This is a genomic window from Sphingobium sp. MI1205, assembly GCF_001563285.1.
GTDB lineage: Bacteria > Pseudomonadota > Alphaproteobacteria > Sphingomonadales > Sphingomonadaceae > Sphingobium.
The window spans coordinates 1,952,162-1,970,122 of record NZ_CP005188.1; the positions used below are offsets into that span (position 1 = coordinate 1,952,162).

The 17,961-nt window shown below is 58.6% G+C and carries 18 protein-coding genes and 2 tRNA genes; 12 read left to right on the plus strand and 8 right to left on the minus strand.

Features of this window, described 5'->3' with window-relative positions; translation table 11 throughout:
- Positions 1–16: 16 nt before the first annotated feature.
- The 3 genes from map to glnA all read left to right on the plus strand — a co-directional run bounded on the left by map (position 17) and on the right by glnA (position 2,934).
- On the plus strand, positions 17–862 hold the full coding sequence (gene map, locus K663_RS09355; protein WP_062116544.1) for a type I methionyl aminopeptidase: 846 nt from the start codon (positions 17–19) through the stop codon (positions 860–862).
- Positions 863–1,082: 220 nt separating this feature from the next.
- Positions 1,083–1,421, plus strand: a complete 339-nt coding sequence (locus tag K663_RS09360; RefSeq protein WP_037466688.1) for a P-II family nitrogen regulator — start codon at positions 1,083–1,085, stop codon at positions 1,419–1,421.
- Positions 1,422–1,521: 100 nt separating this feature from the next.
- Complete coding sequence (gene glnA, locus K663_RS09365; protein WP_062116547.1) at positions 1,522–2,934, plus strand: type I glutamate--ammonia ligase; 1,413 nt, start codon at positions 1,522–1,524, stop codon at positions 2,932–2,934.
- A 493-nt stretch (positions 2,935–3,427) separates the two neighbouring features.
- Here the strand turns inward: glnA and K663_RS09370 are convergent, their stop codons facing one another.
- Both K663_RS09370 and K663_RS09375 read right to left on the minus strand, forming a co-directional pair.
- Positions 3,428–4,081, minus strand: a complete 654-nt coding sequence (locus tag K663_RS09370; RefSeq protein WP_062116550.1) for a histidine phosphotransferase family protein — start codon at positions 4,079–4,081, stop codon at positions 3,428–3,430.
- 91 nt (positions 4,082–4,172) lie between these two features.
- Positions 4,173–4,574 carry a M67 family metallopeptidase gene (locus tag K663_RS09375; protein WP_062116552.1) on the minus strand — a complete coding sequence of 134 codons (402 nt, stop codon included), beginning with the start codon at positions 4,572–4,574 and terminating at the stop codon, positions 4,173–4,175.
- Between the two features lie 17 nt (positions 4,575–4,591).
- On the opposite strand from K663_RS09375, the gene K663_RS09380 reads away from it, so the two are divergent.
- The 3 genes from K663_RS09380 (at position 4,592) to mtgA (ending at position 7,413) form a co-directional block, all read left to right on the plus strand.
- Positions 4,592–5,542 (plus strand): RluA family pseudouridine synthase, encoded by a 951-nt coding sequence (locus K663_RS09380; RefSeq protein WP_062116555.1) that lies wholly within the window; start codon positions 4,592–4,594, stop codon positions 5,540–5,542.
- A gap of 77 nt (positions 5,543–5,619) precedes the next feature.
- On the plus strand, positions 5,620–6,531 hold the full coding sequence (gene rpoH, locus K663_RS09385; RefSeq protein WP_062116558.1) for an RNA polymerase sigma factor RpoH: 912 nt from the start codon (positions 5,620–5,622) through the stop codon (positions 6,529–6,531).
- A 186-nt stretch (positions 6,532–6,717) separates the two neighbouring features.
- Positions 6,718–7,413, plus strand: a complete 696-nt coding sequence (gene mtgA, locus K663_RS09390) for a monofunctional biosynthetic peptidoglycan transglycosylase (RefSeq protein WP_062116560.1) — start codon at positions 6,718–6,720, stop codon at positions 7,411–7,413.
- A 194-nt stretch (positions 7,414–7,607) separates the two neighbouring features.
- Here the strand turns inward: mtgA and clpX are convergent, their stop codons facing one another.
- The 5 genes from clpX to K663_RS09415 all read right to left on the minus strand — a co-directional run bounded on the left by clpX (position 7,608) and on the right by K663_RS09415 (position 12,608).
- Positions 7,608–8,876 (minus strand): ATP-dependent Clp protease ATP-binding subunit ClpX, encoded by a 1,269-nt coding sequence (clpX, locus tag K663_RS09395; RefSeq protein WP_037466668.1) that lies wholly within the window; start codon positions 8,874–8,876, stop codon positions 7,608–7,610.
- Between the two features lie 132 nt (positions 8,877–9,008).
- Positions 9,009–9,644 carry an ATP-dependent Clp endopeptidase proteolytic subunit ClpP gene (gene clpP, locus K663_RS09400; RefSeq protein ID WP_062116563.1) on the minus strand — a complete coding sequence of 212 codons (636 nt, stop codon included), beginning with the start codon at positions 9,642–9,644 and terminating at the stop codon, positions 9,009–9,011.
- An 88-nt stretch (positions 9,645–9,732) separates the two neighbouring features.
- Complete coding sequence (locus tag K663_RS09405) at positions 9,733–10,710, minus strand: glycosyltransferase family 2 protein (protein WP_062116566.1); 978 nt, start codon at positions 10,708–10,710, stop codon at positions 9,733–9,735.
- Between the two features lie 132 nt (positions 10,711–10,842).
- Positions 10,843–12,456 (minus strand): trigger factor, encoded by a 1,614-nt coding sequence (gene tig, locus K663_RS09410; RefSeq protein WP_062116569.1) that lies wholly within the window; start codon positions 12,454–12,456, stop codon positions 10,843–10,845.
- 67 nt (positions 12,457–12,523) lie between these two features.
- Positions 12,524–12,608 (minus strand) — tRNA-Leu (locus tag K663_RS09415).
- Between the two features lie 465 nt (positions 12,609–13,073).
- Here K663_RS09415 and K663_RS09420 point away from each other — a divergent pair.
- Both K663_RS09420 and K663_RS09425 read left to right on the plus strand, forming a co-directional pair.
- Positions 13,074–13,673 carry an RNA polymerase sigma factor gene (locus K663_RS09420; RefSeq protein WP_062116572.1) on the plus strand — a complete coding sequence of 200 codons (600 nt, stop codon included), beginning with the start codon at positions 13,074–13,076 and terminating at the stop codon, positions 13,671–13,673.
- Positions 13,597–14,610 carry a FecR family protein gene (locus tag K663_RS09425; RefSeq protein ID WP_062116575.1) on the plus strand — a complete coding sequence of 338 codons (1,014 nt, stop codon included), beginning with the start codon at positions 13,597–13,599 and terminating at the stop codon, positions 14,608–14,610. The genes K663_RS09420 and K663_RS09425 overlap by 77 nt, the downstream gene beginning before the upstream one ends.
- On the opposite strand, the gene K663_RS09430 is transcribed toward K663_RS09425, so the two are convergent.
- On the minus strand, positions 14,571–15,305 hold the full coding sequence (locus K663_RS09430) for an NAD-dependent deacylase (RefSeq protein WP_062116577.1): 735 nt from the start codon (positions 15,303–15,305) through the stop codon (positions 14,571–14,573). The genes K663_RS09425 and K663_RS09430 overlap by 40 nt on opposite strands.
- Before the next feature lie 162 nt (positions 15,306–15,467).
- Between K663_RS09430 and dapB the strand changes: the two genes are divergently transcribed.
- The 4 genes from dapB to K663_RS09450 all read left to right on the plus strand — a co-directional run bounded on the left by dapB (position 15,468) and on the right by K663_RS09450 (position 17,752).
- Positions 15,468–16,232 (plus strand): 4-hydroxy-tetrahydrodipicolinate reductase, encoded by a 765-nt coding sequence (gene dapB, locus K663_RS09435; protein ID WP_062116580.1) that lies wholly within the window; start codon positions 15,468–15,470, stop codon positions 16,230–16,232.
- A gap of 7 nt (positions 16,233–16,239) precedes the next feature.
- Positions 16,240–16,899, plus strand: coding sequence for an endonuclease III (nth, locus tag K663_RS09440; protein WP_062116583.1), 660 nt, complete (start codon positions 16,240–16,242; stop codon positions 16,897–16,899).
- 106 nt (positions 16,900–17,005) lie between these two features.
- A complete protein-coding gene (locus K663_RS09445; protein WP_062116586.1) occupies positions 17,006–17,392 on the plus strand; it encodes a hypothetical protein in 387 nt (128 codons plus the stop codon).
- Between the two features lie 283 nt (positions 17,393–17,675).
- A tRNA-Arg gene (locus tag K663_RS09450) sits at positions 17,676–17,752 on the plus strand.
- Positions 17,753–17,961: the final 209 nt, after the last annotated feature.

Sequence of the window (17,961 nt, forward strand, 5' to 3'; positions counted from 1 at the left end):
GCTTATAAACGGGCCTATGACTGAATATATGACGATGACGGCGGACGCGCCAATTTCGCGATCGACTGCGATAAAGCTGTATGACGCGGCCGGGTTTGAAGGCATGCGCAAGGCAGGACGGTTGGCTGCGAAGATATTGGACGCACTGGTTCCGCATGTGGTGCCAGGGGCAACCACTGGCGAACTGGACGATATCGTGCGCCGAATGACGCTGGACGGCGGCGGCGTGCCTGCGACGCTCGGCTATCGTGGCTATACGCATAGCTGCTGCATTTCGCTGAACAACGTCATCTGCCACGGCATTCCGGGCGACCAGAAATTGAAAGACGGCGATATCCTGAACATCGACGTGACGCCGCTTGTTGATGGCTGGCACGGCGATACCAGTCGCATGTATATCGTTGGAGAAACATCCATCAAGGCACGGCGATTGATTGAGGTCACCTATGAATGCCTGATGCTGGGCATCGAGGAGGCCAAGCCAGGCAATCATCTAGGCGACATTGGCCACGCCATTCAAAAGCATGCGGAGAAGCATCGCTACGGCGTGGTCCGCGACTTTTGCGGGCATGGACTGGGCCGAGTCTTTCATGACAGCCCAGAAGTGGTTCATGTTGGACGTCCGGGTACAGGACCGGAACTGCGCCCGGGCATGTTCTTCACCATTGAGCCCATGATCAACATCGGCAAGCCGGGGGTGAAGATGATGGAGGATGGCTGGACCGCCGTCACCCGCGATCGCACATTATCCGCACAGTTCGAACACAGTATCGGCATCACCGAGACCGGCTGCGAGATCTTTACCAAGAGCCCGGTCGGACTTGACGCCCCGCCATATCGAACCAGCCTCCAAATTGCCTAAAAAGTAGGCAGTCCCTTGGTTCGATGCCCTGTTTTCGAGCAATCTGGACAAAGATTGCCGCATCGCCGAAAGCGAGATGTGGCGATTCGCCAGTTGGCACGGTAATTGATTGTCGGAAGAGACGTCGCATGTCTCGGGGGCATGAGATCGTCGCTGGAGTGAGATATTGGACAGCGGGGACTTCCCGCATCAAGCGCGCGCGTGAATTGGGATTAGAGTGATGAAAAAGATCGAAGCGATCATCAAGCCGTTCAAGCTCGACGAGGTGAAGGAAGCACTTCACGAGGTGGGCGTGTCCGGCATCACAGTCACAGAGGCTAAGGGGTTTGGCCGCCAAAAGGGCCATACCGAACTTTATCGGGGCGCCGAGTATGTCGTTGATTTTCTGCCCAAGGTGAAGCTGGAGGTCGTCGTCGATGACTCGCTGGCCGAACGCGTGGTGGAGGCAATCTCGGCCGCCGCGCAGACGGGCCGGATAGGTGACGGCAAGATCTTCATTACATCGATCGAGGGCGCAGTCCGTATCCGCACCGGCGAACGCGATAGCGACGCAATCTGACTGCCGAGCACTATCTATTCCGGCGGCTTCGCAAGGAGCCGGCGAACCGCAACATCACTACCCCTTCGGGGGGGTATTTTTGAAAGAAGGGCAAGTTCACATGGCCAACACGCCAAAAGACATCCTGAAGATGATCGAAGAAAAGGAGATCGAGTGGGTCGATGTCCGTTTCACCGATCCCAAGGGCAAGTGGCAGCACCTGACCATGGTCGCTTCGGTGCTGGGCGAGGATGAACTGACCCAAGGCCTGATGTTCGACGGTTCGTCGATTGAAGGTTGGAAGACGATCAACGAATCGGACATGATCCTGAAGCCCGACCTGGATGCGGTTTATGTCGATCCGTTCAGCGCCACCCCGATGCTGATCCTGTTCTGCGACATCGTGGAACCCGACACGGGCGAACTCTACGCCCGCGACCCACGCTCGACCGCCAAGCGCGCTGAAGCTTTCGTCAAGTCCGCTGGCTTCGGCGACACCGTCTATGTCGGTCCAGAAGCTGAATTCTTCATGTTCGACGACGTGCGCTTTGAGAATGATTACTCGCAGAGCTATTTCAAGATCGACGACATTGAACTGCCGACCAACACCGGCAAGGAATATGAAGGCGGCAATCTGGGCCACCGCCCGCGCGCCAAGGGCGGTTATTTTCCCGTCGCGCCAGTCGATCCGGCCACCGACATCCGCGCCGAGATGGTTACGACCATGCTTGAAATGGGCTTGCCCTGCGACAAGCATCATCATGAAGTCGCCGCCGCTCAGCACGAACTGGGCCTGACCTTCGGCACGCTGGTCCAGACCGCTGACCGCATGCAGATCTACAAATATGTCGTGTGGAACGTCGCGCAGGCCTACGGCAAGACCGCAACCTTCATGCCGAAGCCGATCGCACAGGATAACGGTTCGGGCATGCACACCCATATGTCGATCTGGGATGGCGGTAAGCCACTGTTCGCAGGCGAAGGCTATGCTGGCCTGTCGGATATGTGCCTCTACTTCATCGGCGGCGTGATCAAGCATGCCAAGGCGCTGAACGCGTTCACGAACCCGACCACCAACAGCTACAAGCGTCTGGTCCCGGGCTTCGAAGCTCCGGTTCTGCTGGCTTATTCGGCCCGCAACCGTTCAGCTTCCTGCCGTATTCCCTACGGTGCGGGAGCCAAGGCGAAGCGCGTCGAATTCCGTTTCCCCGACGCGATGGCCAACCCCTATCTCTGCTATTCGGCTCTGCTGATGGCGGGTCTGGACGGCATCGAAAACAAGATTCATCCGGGCGCTGCGATGGACAAGAACCTGTACGATCTTCCGCCGGAAGAGCTGAGCCAGGTACCAACCGTCTGCGCCTCGCTGCGTGAAGCGCTGGACTCGCTGGCTGCAGATCATGATTTCCTTCTGAAGGGCGATGTATTCACCAAGGACCAGATCGAAGCCTATATGGAACTGAAGTGGCCGGAAGTGTATCGCTGGGAAATGGCTCCCTCGCCGGTCGAATTTGACATGTACTACAGCTCCTGATTTATCAGAGACTGCAAACGACAACGGCCCGGGCGCACAAACGTCCGGGTCTTTTACTTTCAGTAATGTGGCGCGAGTTGATGCAGAATCATCGACCAATTTGACGGCTAAATCGCCCGATCAACGATGGCTGCGTAGACGCGCTTAGGCAGTAAATTACTGGGCGAATGCCAAGTTGGCTAACTCGGCGAGCATCATGGTCGCCATGCTGTTTCACTTCGAGGGGATGTCAAACAATTAGGGCATACGACCATTGTCGCGCGGCATAGCCGTGCCTGGAATCCTCCCACGGAACCTTCCCCCGTGGCGCAAAACCATTTGAGCGCTGGCACTCATACTGCAGAACCAGAAACGTCAGTAAATCCAGTCATCAACCGCCTGAAGCGGGATTTGCCGCAGCCTCTAAACCTCGCACTGCGAAGAGTGGATGGCCTCGATTGAGTTCGTTCCAACGAAGCCGTTTGCAGCCCCCAAGCGCGACCCACCAATGGCGTTAGCCCCGATCGGGAATGGAAGCGCCAAAAAGCAACACAGGCTCGCCCGCTGGGGAAAGGGCAATATCACCGCCAGCGTTGGTCACCAAGCTGCGCACCATCCAGGCGGCCGCGGTGCGCGACGCCAAGCCCTCTGATGACAGGGTCCCCGCAAGCGCAGCGCGCAAATCCGGGTCGAGCACCAACCTGGGACCTTCGGCGCGCACAACGATTTCCGTCACGCCCGGCCGCTTTTCGGCGCCGATATCCAATTGTCCGCCGCGTACCAGCGCGTCGCCCGCGATCAAGGCAAGGTTCAGCAATACCTTCACCGGCAGCTTGTCGAGCATGTCGTCCTCGACCAACCAGCCGATCTTTACCCGGCCCGCACCCGAGAACATGCCCTCGATCGCCACGCGCGCTTCATGCGTTGGCACAGCGTCGCCAAAGCCGCCCGCCGAGCCGAACGCCAAACGGAAGAATTTGAGCTTATTGGCGGAGGTCTTGGCACTATCCGCTAGCAGATCAAGACACCGTTGACGCATTTCAGGATCGGTCTCATCCGCCATCAGTTCCAGACCGTTGTTGAGCGCGCCCACCGGACTTAACAGGTCGTGACAGAGGCGCGAACAGAGCAAGCTGGCAAATTCGATGCTGTCGGTCGGATTGGTCATGAAGAGTGCTGCTGCCGGTAATGGATTGAGGGGATGACAGGCTAATGCGCTGCCGGGATGGCGGATGCAACCCCAGCCCGCCGTCTTTGCGTCACATGATGTCGAGCACTGCGCCAATAAAGGCCGTCTTGTCTCCCTTGATTCCAGTGGCGACCCAAAGCCGCGCATCACCCCCACCTATTATCAGCCAAAGGCTACCATCAGGCGCAGCGCAGGCAGCGTCGGTCGAAGACGGCTCAGGGCGGCCGCCGGGATGCGAGTGGTAATGACCAAGGACAGCTGGCCCCCCAGCGCGGGCAGACTTGTGAGCGGCAAGAAGCGTTCGGGGGTCCAGTTCAAAATGCCGCGCCGGATCAGCAGCCACGTTGGCAGCGGGGCAGATCTCGTGTATCCAGCCCGGATCCCCCAGCAGTAGCCCGCATATCTCACGATGATCCGCAGCCGCCAAGGACAGTATCTGGTCCAGCAGCGACCTTGAAATGTGCACCCTCATTCCTACATGCTTACCCCATGGGTTCGGGGGATTCCATCATCGAAACGACGATTGGCGAGGCGCAGCATGGACAGCGGCTCGACAAGGCGCTTGCCGATCTGTTGCCAGAGCTTTCGCGCGAACGGCTGAAGAACCTGATTGTCGAGGGCCGGGTGTTGGCAGAGGGTCGCACTCTCAATCCGTCCATGAAAGTCCTGTCGGGGCACGTTTTCACTGTCACGGTGCCCGCGCCTGTCGAGGCCGAGGCCGCAGCGCAAGATATCCCGCTCAACATCGTACATGAAGATGCCGATCTCATCGTTGTGGATAAGCCCGCGGGACTGGTCGTGCACCCCGCAGCCGGTAACCTTGATGGAACGCTGGTCAATGCCCTGCTTTACCATTGCCGGGGCCATCTGTCTGGAATTGGCGGCGTCGCTCGGCCCGGCATCGTCCATCGCATCGACAAGGATACTTCTGGCCTTCTGGTTGTTGCTAAATCTGACAAGGCTCATGAAGGGCTGGCTCAACAGTTCAAGGCGCACAGCATCGACAGACTCTATGCGGCGGTGGTGTATGGCATACCCTCGATAGCTGCCGGAACGATCGATACTTGGATCGGGCGGTCTGACTCCGACCGCAAGAAGATGGCGGTACAGCGAGAAGGACGTGGCAAACACGCCGTCACCCATTATCGTGTTACAGATCGGTTTCGCGGCGCGGCGTTGGTGGAATGTCGGCTCGAAACTGGACGCACCCACCAGGTACGCATCCATATGGCACATCTTGGCCACCCCTTGATCGGGGATCCTGTTTACGGTAGAGAAAGAAAAGGTTTCAAATCAATACTGGAAACGCTAGGTTTCAAAAGGCAGGCATTGCACGCAAAACGGCTCGGGTTCATACACCCGGTAACGGGGCAAAAACTCAGCTTTGACAGCGCACTCCCTGCCGATATGCAGGAACTGTTAAGCGAGCTTCTCGTATAGATTTTGACAAGTTTGCGACGGTGCGTTGGACGCCTCTTCTGGGTCCCACCGCGCATGAAAGGGAAAGGTGAAGCGACATGGCTAATAAAAGCAATGTCCCCGCGGTGCCAACGCTGGGCGGCGAAGCCAGCCTCAACCGCTATCTCTCGGAAATTCGCAAGTTTCCGATCTTGACGCCCGAGCAGGAATATATGCTCGCCAAGCGTTATGCTGAACATCAGGATCCTGAAGCGGCGGCTCAACTGGTGACTTCGCATCTGCGCCTGGTGGCAAAGATCGCCATGGGTTATCGCGGCTATGGCCTGCCGGTCAGTGAACTGATCAGCGAAGGCAATATCGGCCTGATGCAAGGGGTTAAGAAATTCGAGCCGGATCGCGGGTTCCGCTTGGCCACCTACGCCATGTGGTGGATTCGCGCGTCGATTCAGGAATTCATTCTTCGCAGCTGGTCGCTCGTGAAAATGGGCACCACCGCCGCGCAAAAGAAGCTGTTCTTCAACCTGCGCCGGATGAAGAACAACATCGAAGCGTTCGAGGACGGTGATTTGCACCCCGATGACGTCAAGAAGATCGCAACCGATCTCGGCGTCTCCGAAGAGGATGTGGTCTCAATGAATCGCCGCATGGCGATGGGCGGCGACACATCGCTCAACGTACCGATGCGCGAGGATGGCGAGGGCCAGTGGCAGGATTGGCTCGCCGATACTGACCCGCTTCAAGACGAACGGGTCGCGGATGAACAGGAAAAGACAATGCGTCACGACATGCTTGTCGAGGCGATGGACGATCTTAATGATCGGGAGAAACATATTCTGGCCGAACGGCGCCTGGCCGAAGAGCCCAAGACTCTGGAAGAATTGAGCCAAGTCTATGGCGTGTCACGCGAGCGCGTACGTCAGATCGAGGTCCGTGCCTTCGAAAAGCTGCAAAAGGCCATGATGCGCATCGCAGGCGATCGGATCGGTAAGATGCGCCTCGCTCTGGCCTGACGATTATGATGATTGGATGAGAAAAGCCCCGGAAGAGATCCGGGGCTTTTTGTTTGCGCTGTCAAAATCCCCTTGCTTCGTAGCCGCTCCGTTTATGACACAGGCCTCGACAATGTGGCTCCCAGACGCGTCTTTGCTGCTATTGTGCAGCTTGAACGCACCCGTGATCGCGCTACGATTGGCCGGATGAGCCGTTCCTCTGCCGCACTTCGCCACCGCCCTCGCTGGATCCGCGTGATACTCAAAATCATTGGGGGCTTTGTCGCGTTCTCGCTACTCTTAGTACTTGTTTATCGTTTTTCGCCACCGCCGGTAACGCTGACCATGATGTTCGACTCTAATGGCATCACCAGGGATTGGCTCAGCTTAGACGAAATCGACCCCGATATGGCGCGCGCAGTGATCGCGGGCGAGGACAGCCGCTTTTGCAGCCATCACGGTTTCGATGCTGCCGCGATCGCTCAGGCCATGCGACACAATGCTAGCGGCCGCCGCATCCGAGGCGGATCGACGATCAGCCAGCAAACCGCGAAAAATGTATTCCTGTTTCAGGGTGGCGGCTTCATCCGGAAGGGATTTGAGGCATGGTTCACCATATTGATCGAGGCGATCTGGGGCAAGCGGCGGATAATGGAAGTCTATCTGAACGTCGCGGAAACGGGCATCGGCACCTATGGTGTGCAGGCAGGCGCAATGCGCTATTTCCGTCACGGTGCGGAGCAACTGACCCCAGCCGAAGCAGCCCGGATCGCAGCGGTGCTACCCCTGCCCAAGAAGCGCGCAGCCGTCGCGCCCCGCGGGTTCACCCGGAGCTATGGGAACAGCATCGCATCCCGTATCGGCGTAGTGCAGCGGAATCGCCTGGATAGTTGCGTACGATGAGATGCGGCGGACATGACCGGGCGACCGCGCTAAATAGCTAGCGCGATGACCGCTCCGCCATTAATCCATCTGAACACAGCCAGCCAATAGTTCGCCAGCGAGAGAAGGCTACCTTGCACCAGCAATCGACGACCTGCACTCAATGAAAAGCACGCCTGACTTATCCAGACAGGCCTTTCACATACAGCCGGAATTCAGGCCGCGTCTTCGGCGCGCTTGTCTTTTTCACTGAAAACGCGGATCGGTTCCTTGGTTCCAGCAACGACATCCTTATCGACCACGACTTCGCCAACGCCTTCCATGGAAGGCAGGTCAAACATCGTGTCGAGCAAGATCGCTTCCAGTATCGATCGCAGCCCGCGCGCGCCGGTCTTACGTTCGATCGCCTTTTTCGCGATCGCCGTCAACGCATCGTCTGTGAAGCTGAGTTCGACATTTTCCATGTCGAACAGCTTCCCATATTGTTTGACCAGTGCGTTCTTCGGTTCGACCAAAATCTTGACCAAGGCGGTCACATCCAGATCTTCGAGAGTCGCGATCACCGGCAGGCGGCCCACAAACTCAGGGATCAAGCCGAACTTCAGCAGATCTTCCGGTTCGCTCTGACGTAGCAATTCGCCCGTCTTGCGCTCCTCAGGAGCCGCGACATGAGCACCGAAACCGATCGATTTGGCTTCCAGTCGATCGCCAATAATCTTTTCAAGACCCGCGAACGCTCCACCGCAGATGAACAGAATGTTGGTCGTATCGACCTGCAGAAACTCCTGCTGCGGATGCTTGCGCCCACCCTGAGGCGGCACGCTCGCGGTCGTGCCTTCCATCAGCTTGAGCAAAGCCTGCTGCACGCCCTCGCCAGATACGTCACGAGTGATTGACGGGTTTTCCGCCTTGCGACTGATCTTGTCGATTTCGTCGATGTAGACGATGCCGCGCTGCGCCTTTTCAACATTATAATCGGACGCCTGGAGCAGCTTGAGGATGATATTTTCTACATCCTCACCGACATAGCCCGCCTCGGTAAGCGTGGTTGCATCGGCCATGGTGAACGGTACATCGAACGTCTTCGCCAACGTCTGAGCCAGCAACGTCTTGCCGCAACCCGTCGGACCTACGAGCAGGATGTTCGACTTCGCCAGTTCCACTTCGCCCGGCTTCGAACCGTGGTTGAGGCGCTTATAATGATTGTGCACGGCAACAGAGAGGACACGCTTCGCCCGGTTCTGGCCAATCACATAATCGTCCAGAACATCGCAGATTTCCTGCGGGGTCGGAACGCCCCCATCCTTCTTGCCGACAAGACCACCCTTGGTCTCTTCGCGGATGATGTCGTTACACAGTTCCACGCACTCGTCGCAGATGAATACGGTCGGCCCCGCGATGAGCTTCCGCACCTCATGCTGCGACTTGCCGCAGAAGGAGCAGTAAAGCGTACTTTTTGAATCGGAGCCCGTAAGCTTAGTCATTCGCCAATCTTTCCTCCCTGCCCTTCGCGGAAACTGCCGCTGGCTAGGGATGTTCTGGTCCTAGGATCATCCTAGACCGCGTCACGCCGGTTTCACAAGGGGAGAAAACGGCGCGCGCGATTAAGATCCATGTCAACCTTCCGCCGTGTCGGCAGCGACCGGACGGCGATCAAAAACCTCATCCACCAGACCGAACGCCTTTGCTTCGTCCGCCTCCAGGAACGTGTCGCGATCCATCGCCCGTTCGACATCTTCCAGCGATTTGCCGGTGTACTTGACATAAAGATCGTTCAAGCGGCGGCGAATCCTAAGGATTTCCTTGGCCTGGATTTCGATGTCCGAGGCCATGCCTTGGGCACCACCAGAGGGCTGGTGCACCATGATGCGTGCGTTCGACAGAGCGATACGCTTGCCCGGCTCGCCCGCGGCCAGCAGGAAGCTACCCATTGAGGCGGCCTGACCGATGCATACAGTGCCGACCTGCGGACGGATATATTTCATCGTGTCGTGAATCGCCATGCCAGCCGTCACCACGCCGCCGGGCGAGTTGATGTACATCCATATGTCTTTCTTCGGATTTTCCGACTCGAGAAAGAGCAACTGCGCGACGATCAGCGACGCCATATGATCCTCAACCTGGCCCGTCACGAAGATGATCCGTTCGCGCAGCAGGCGGGAATAAATATCGAAACTGCGCTCACCGCGATTGGACTGCTCAATAACGATGGGAACCAGCGCGGCCATCGGATCAGACATGATATCGGTCATTTTGCTCTTTCAAGGTGAATTTTGCCCGACCTCTACATCGGCACAAAAGCGGAAGGGTTCAAGGGGGGCCGTGAAGACCGCGAGTGCTTCAGCCACGCGATCCAAAATCGGATGGAGCGCGGAAGGCGAGATAGGCTAGACGTCGCACTTCCCGGCGCCCCCGCACGACTGTGTCCAGAATCAGCCCGCACATGCCCGAAAGCGTCGCCAGGATCATCAGGCCGGTCACAAGAATCGCGGTCGGAAAGCGTGGAACGAGGCCCGTGTCGAGATAAGTCGCGATCAGCGGCACCGCCAACACCAGCCCCGACGAAGCCAGAAGCACGGCGATTAGGCCAAAGAACAGAACGGGCCTTTCGATGCGGAACAGGGTAAAGATCGTCCGCAATATACGCCATCCATCGCGATAAGTGGACAGCTTGCTGACCGATCCTTCCGGCCGCGCGCCATAGGCGGTCATGACCTCTGATACCGGCATGGCCAGTTCCAACGCATGGACGCTGATCTCAGTTTCTATTTCGAAGCCTGCGGAAAGCACCGGAAAACTTTTCACGAAACGCCGTGAAAACACGCGGTAGCCCGATAATATGTCAGTGAAACTGCGGCCGAAAAGCTGCTGGAGCAGACTGGTGAGCGCCCAGTTCCCGAAGCGGTGCCCGCGCCGATAGGCTTCTTCCACTTCGCTTCTGCGCGCGCCAACGACCATGTCGAGATTGTCTTCCAGCATAGCCGCGACGAGTCGGGGCGCTGCGGCCGCTTCATAGGTCGCATCCCCATCGGCCATGACATAGATGTCGGCGTCCACGTCGGCAAACATGCGGCGGACAACATGGCCCTTGCCCTGCTGCGCCACGCGCCGGACGATCGCGCCCGCAGCAGTGGCCAACTCGCGACTTCCATCAGTGCTGTTATTATCGAATACATAGACTTCGGCCGCAGGTAGCGCGCGGCGGAAATCCTCCACCGTCTGCACGATGGCTCCCGCTTCATTATAGCAAGGCAGAATCACGGCGATCCGCGGGCCTTCCAGCCCCTGCCCGCTTGCTACTGCCGGAAATTCCTTCATTAGCCCCCACACCTTCCGCCAAACGCTCTCGCATGCACGGCCGAGATTAATATTTTGCCCGTCCCTCACCAATGGAAAAGCGCCCGCGCTTCCATCGAAGCCGGGCGCTCGTCCGATCAGGCCATGACGACCTTACTCAGCCTTGGCTGCAGCCTTTTTGGCAGGCGCCTTCTTGGCCTTGGGCTTTGCCTCCGCTTCTGCTTCGGCTTCTCCAGCCAAAGCCTCATCCTTCTTGGCAGCGGCCTTCTTCGCCGGAGCCTTCTTGACGGGAGCCTCGTCAGCAGCCTCATCAGCAGGCAATTCCCCGGTATCAGCGGCCTTCTTCTTGGGGGCTGCCTTCTTCGCTTTGGGCTTTTCGTCATGATCATGATGATCATGGCCGCAGCCTGGACCGTGGACGTGCGGCTTCAGGTCCCTATCTTCCGCCTCGATCGCTGCTTCCAGTTCTTCACGGCTGACGGCGCGGTCAGTGACTTCAGCCTTCTCAAACAGGAAGTCGACGACCTTATCCTCATACAGGGGCGCGCGCAGCTGGGCGGCGGCCATCGGATCCTGACGGACATATTGCACGAATCGCTCGCGGTCCTGCGGGCTATACTGCTGCGCAGCCTGCATGATCAAGCGGCTCATTTCCTGGTCGGAAACGGTGACGCCATTGGCCTGGCCGATTTCCGAAAGCAGCAAGCCAAGGCGAACGCGTCGCACGGCGATCGCGCGATAGTCTTCCTTCTCCGCTTCCATCTCTGCAAGCGCGGCCGCGGGATCTTCTTCATGGCCGGCTTCGTGTTGAAGCTGCGCCCAGATCTGGTTGAATTCGGCTTCCACCATGCTCGGAGGAACATCGAAATCATGCGAAGCGGCAAGTTGATCGAGCAGCTTGCGCTTCATATAAGTGCGCGTCAGCCCGTTATGCTCCTGCTCGATCTGGCCCTTAAGTAGCTCCTTAAGCTTATCGAGACCTTCCAGACCCAGCGATTTGGCGAAATCATCGTCCAGCTTGGGCTTGTCAGCGTTCAGGATCACCTTGACGGTGACATCGAAGGTCGCGGCCTTGCCGGCCAGATGCGCGGCGCCATAATCCTCAGGGAAGGTGACTGTGATAGTCTTCTCTTCACCCTTCTTTACGCCGGTCAGCTGCTCTTCGAAGCCGGGAATGAACTGGCCCGAACCGATCTTCAGTTTCACATCTTCGGCCGACCCGCCTTCGAACACTTCGCCGTCAATCTTGCCCACGAAGTCGATGCTCAGGGTGTCGCCGTCCTTCGCCTTGTGGCTGGCGGCATGCTCTTCCAGCGCGCCCTGCTGGGTCGCTATGCGGCCCGCAGCTTCATCGACCTGCGACTCAGAAACCTCGGCGGTCAGGCGTTCCAGCTTGAGACCTTCGATGCTGGGCGCCTCGATCTCAGGCAGCACTTCCAACTCGATCTTGACCTCGGCGTCCTTGCCAAACTCGAAGCCCTCGTCCAGCTCGACCGAAGGCTGCATCGCAGGCCGCAGCTTGTTGTCGGCGATCAGCTTCTGAACGCCTTCCTGAATCGAATTGTTGAGCGCGTCGCGCTGCAGCGATTCGCCATGCATCTTCTTGACGAGGTTCGCAGGCACCTTGCCGGGACGGAAGCCGGGCATACGGACTTGCGGCGCGATCGTGGCCACCTCCTTTTCGACGCGGGCGTCGATGTCCTTCGACGTAATGGTCACGGTGTAGGCGCGCTTCAGGCCCTCGTTCAACGTCTCGACAGTCTGCATCTCTTCTCTCAAACGCTTTCTTCAGCTGAATTCAGGTGGCGCCTGACATGATCCGGGCCTGGCGCACTGGTGCGGGCGAAGGGACTCGAACCCCCACATCTTGCGATACCAGAACCTAAATCTGGCGCGTCTACCAGTTTCGCCACGCCCGCATCGGCCGCCGGTCGGCGCGGCATAGAGAAAAGCTTTCGGGGAGGCAAGCAATTGTGGATAACTCCGCCGGAACCCACGCCCCGTCCCGCGCGTAACCCTGACAAAGGAGAGAAGCATGGCCACGCAGCCTGATCCGGAACCCATCGGCATTCCGCCCCCCGACACGATACAGCCGCAGTCGCCACCGGAGTCCCCGCCCCCCAGCACACCAGACGAAACTCCGGCGGGAGAACCACCCGGATTTGTGCCTATAAGCCCGGATTATGACCAGCCCGACCGATCCATTCCCGAATTGCCGCCTGATTGACGCAAGCTATCGACCGTTTTTTTGCAACGGGGAAAAGTTTTTTTCGTTCGTTGATCGATATTGCCAGCCCTGCGCTGGACAGGCCCCTGCAAGCATGATTGAACTATGACAAATAAAAGAATGCAGGAGAGGCGCGGCTGACATCAAGGGGGTCATCGTGCATCACGTTCGCGCCAAACTGGATTGGTTCAAGACAGTTATTTTACCGCAGGAGGCCGCGCTTCGCGGGCGGCTTCGAAGGATACTTCCTTCTACCCATGAGCTGGACGACATGGTCGCCGAGGTCATGGCGCGGGCCTATGCCACGGAAAACTGGGAAAATGTTACGACGGGCCGCGCCTATCTGTTCACGATCGCGCGAAATCTCGTAATCGATACCGCCCGACGGAATAAGGTGGTCAGCTTCGAAACCATCGCCGACCTGGAATTGCTGCAAGGGGACAATAATGTCGAAGCACAGCTTCACGCCCGAGAGGCGCTCCGGCAGGTCGAAACCATCGTGGACTCATTGCCAACGCAATGCCGCAGGGTCTTCATTCTGCGGAGAATCCATGAAAGATCGATGCTGGAAATAGCGGCAGAGATGTCCCTGTCCGTTTCAACAGTAGAAAAACATCTGGCCAAAGCCATCGCGATAGTTATGCGGGCCTGGGCGGAACGTGAGGAAACGGATTTCGAACGTGCAAGCGTCGGGGCCAGGATCAAACAGCAGGGACGGGATCGAGGCGGAAGCCGCGCGCCTGCTGGCCAGACTTAATAACGACCCAACACCGCAAGACGAAGCCGAGCTGTGCGCGTGGGTTGAGGCTGATCCGCGTCATGCCGTCGCCTTCGCTCGGGCCGAAGCGGCGTGGGAAGCCGCCGAGCGGCTGAAAAGCGCAGCGGCCGCAGTCAACCTTCCACCGATGGCGGAAATCGTCAGCGAGGAACAGCAACGCCGCCTGTCGCGTAACATCATGATAGCCGCGGGGGTCGCCGTGCTCCTTTTCATTTTGGCGGCCATCGTAACAGTGCAGACCTTCAACGATGTGGATCGCTATGAGACGCGAATCGGAGAAATCCGTACCATCGCGCTTTCAGATGGATCACGCCTCCACCTCAACAGCGATAGCGCGGCAGAGGTGCGCTTCACCGACAATGGCCGAAAGGTCCGCCTGTTGAAAGGTGAAGCCGCGTTCGACGTAGCGCATGATCCTGAGCGCGCCTTTGAAGTCGAGGCTCGGTCCGCTGTGGTGCGTACGGTTGGAACCTCCTTCAACCTGCGTCTTCGCCCCGCGCTGACCGAACTGACTGTGACGCAGGGCGCTGTCACCGTGAGATGCGGCGATCGGCAACCACAGCCCGTTGCTGCTGGCGAGGGCGCCGTCCTCCAGCCTCGCAGCCTGGTGCTTACGCATCTCGATCCCAAGGTGATCCGCCAACGTACGGCCTGGCGCCAGAAGCTGGTTCAGTTGGAAGGCGAGACGATCGAGCAGGCAACGGGGGAATTCAACCGCTATCGCGTCGCCCCCATCCTGATCGGAGACACGCGCGTATCGTCCCTTCGCATCGGCGGAGAGTTCCATATCACCGACAGCGGCAAATTCCTGTCGGCGCTTCAGTCTCGTCTGCCTATACGCGTCGTCGATGGTGAGGAAGGCTCGGTCATGCTGCTTTATCGCGACATGGCGTCCCGGGGAGACGGCCCAAACTGACCAAGCAGTTCGCGCACCAGTTCTGGAACCAGGCGACTTGCGGGACCGATGCGACTCTTCTCGAAATAGATGCTTCCGGCAGAAGGCTCGAGGTTCAGTTCTAGGGTGCGCGCACCAACATGCCGCGCGGTCTGAACAAACCCGGCGGCAGGATAGACTGCACCAGACGTACCGATTGACACGAACAGGTCGGCACGCCGCAGAGCCTCGTCTATCGCTTCCATCTGATAGGGCATTTCTCCAAAGAAAACGATGTCAGGGCGAAGACTCGGCTCCCCGCAGCGCCTGCATCGCACGCCCGGCGGCAGCGGATCGACCCAAGGCGCTGCCATACCGCAAGCCGCACACAGCGCCGAGCGCAATTCGCCATGCATATGGATCAGGCGCTTGGTCCCCGCCCGCTCATGCAGGTCGTCAACATTCTGGGTGACGATCAACAATTCGCCCGGCCATTGAGCATCAAGCGCCGCCAATGCCTTATGCGCGGGATTGGGCGCAACATCGTGGAGCTTCGCCCGCCGCTCATCATAGAAACGATGCACAAGGTCTGCGTTCCGCACCAGCGCTTCGGGCGTGCAGACATCTTCGACATGATGCCCTTCCCGCAGGCCATCTGGGCCCCGGAAGGTGGCCAGGCCGCTTTCGGCGGAAATACCCGCACCCGTGAGGATCACGATATTCTCGATCTCGTCCATCTGATCCCCCTATCGCCCAGCGTTCCCGCGCGCCATGGCTTCCGCTGAACGCCGCTCCTTTCCAGGCGCAATCAGACAGCGCGCCCCAGCCCGCAGCTTCCAGATGACAAGCGTGCAGCGTTCTGGCATCCGACGGCCAAGCATCTGGGGACCAGCGACATCATGACGAAGATCGGACTTTTCGGAGCGGCAGGCCGCATGGGGCGCGCAATCGCTCAGGTCGCGACCGAAGCCGGGTTAAGCATCAGCGGCGGCACGGACCGTTCAGGCAACGGCGACATTCTGCCCGGCTTGGCTATCAGCGCCGATCCGCTAGCGCTCGCCGAGCAGAGTGATGTGCTGATCGATTTTTCCGTACCCAGCGCCCTCTCCGCCCATCTGGATGCATGTGTTGCCGCGAAGAAGGCAATCCTGATCGGTACGACCGGGCTTGAGCCGGTTCATCATGCACTGATCGACGCAGCCGCTCGCCTGATCCCCGTGTTGCAGACTGGTAATACATCTCTGGGCGTCAACCTGCTGGCAGCGTTGGTCGAGCAGGCGGCATCCCGGCTGGGCGATGACTGGGACATCGAAATCCTCGAAATGCATCATCGACACAAAGTTGATGCCCCCTCCGGCACTGCCCTGCTTCTTGGGGAGGCCGCCGCACGAGGGAGAAACATCAGCCTGGCCAACCACAGCGACCGCGGCCGCGACGGCATCACGGGCGCAAGGCAGCCGGGCGCAATCGGCTTCGCCGCGCTGCGGGGCGGATCTGTGGCGGGCGACCATCAAGTCATCTTCGCTGCAGATGGAGAACGGATCGAACTGGGCCACCGCGCCGAAAGCCGCATCATCTTCGCCCGTGGCGCAGTGAAGGGTGCTTCCTGGCTCTTGGGCCAACCAGCCGGCCGATATGACATGAAAGCGGTGCTGGGCCTCTGATCCGGCGATGAAAAAAGACCAGATCTTCGACTTCTTCAGCCGCCTGGCGGAAGCGAATCCGACCCCGCGCACGGAGCTGGAATATGATAACGACTATCAGCTGCTAGTGGCGGTCGTGCTGTCCGCCCAGGCGACAGACGTCGGCGTTAACAAGGCGACGCGCGCGCTGTTCCGCGAGGTGGAAACCCCCGCCCAGATGATGGAATTGGGAGAAGATGGCCTGAAGGCGCATATCAAGACCATCGGTCTGTTCAATGCCAAGGCAAAGAATGTCATTGCGCTCTCAGAGATATTGGTGCGCGACTTCGCTGGCCAGGTTCCGCAGGATCGCGACATATTAACGACCCTGCCAGGCGTCGGACGAAAGACCGCGAATGTGGTGATGAACACCGCATTTGGGCATGAAACATTCGCAGTTGATACACATATCTTCCGAATCGGCAATCGCACCGGGCTGGCGTCGGGCAAGACGCCGCTTGCGGTCGAACAAAAATTGGAGAAGCGCGTCCCCGGCCCTTTTCGCCGCGATGCCCATCATTGGCTGATTCTCCACGGGCGCTATGTCTGCAAGGCGCGGCGACCCGAATGCTGGCGCTGCATCGTTGCTGACCTGTGCCGTTACAAGCCGAAAACGCACGCTCCTAAACCCACCGCCGCCGTCGGCTGACGCCACGCCATTATCGCGCGGTTCAGGCGAGCCATGCTATTGGCAGATACGGAACGCCCCATTTGGTAACGTGTTTTCCGTGACGACAATGAGGAGAGGCAAGTCAATGTCCGTCCCTGTTCATCCAGCCCTTCGCTTGAGCGTAACCGTAGCACTTTTGTCGCTGGTCGCGCCCGTCACCGCGAAACCGCGATCCGACAATCTGGTCCCTTCCGGAAAGCCAGTCGATTGCATTCAGATCAACTCGATCCGCCAGACCGACGTTCGTGATGATCGAACCATCGACTTCATCCTGAATGGCAACAAGATTTATCGGAATATATTGCCAAACAGCTGTCCCGGCTTGGGGTTCGAGCGACGATTCATGTACAAGACCAGCCTGGCCCAGCTTTGCTCGGTCGATATTGTAACGGTGCTGTACAATTCGCCCAATCTGATGCGCGGCGCGAGTTGCGGACTGGGCAAGTTTCAACCGATGGCGAAGAGCAAATAGATTGGCGTGTCGCCATTTTGGTGCTGGCGTCTGCAGTTGCGCTTTGCTAAGCGGCGCTTCGCACCAAGCGATACGCACCCATAGCTCAGCTGGATAGAGCGTTGCCCTCCGAAGGCTCGCGTCCAACGCGAGAGCAGCGATTTTATACCGGATTTCCGGGGGCTTAACAAGGATACAGAAAGGACGGACGGAAAAACTCACCAGAAACTCACCGCGATCGGGCAGCCGAACTTGATCGTGGATTGACCTTTCTCGGCACTAAATTTACGGCTTCAAGCCTTCCGCACCCGTAGCTCAGCTGGATAGAGTGGCGCCCTCCGAAGGCGTAGGTCACAGGTTCGAATCCTGTCGGGTGCACCAAATTTCCTCGATAAATCAGTCAGTTGCAAGGTTTTGAACCCTCACCGTTCGCGGCTCCCCAATCCCAAAACTCACCAGCTTTGGACGCGACGCCTGCAAATCTCGCTGATTTCAGCTGAAAACACTCTGAGAACAACTCACCAGCGGAAATGAGCCCGCTGGCTGGCATGGGGCATGGCTAAATCCCAACTCGCCGCGCCAACGAGGCG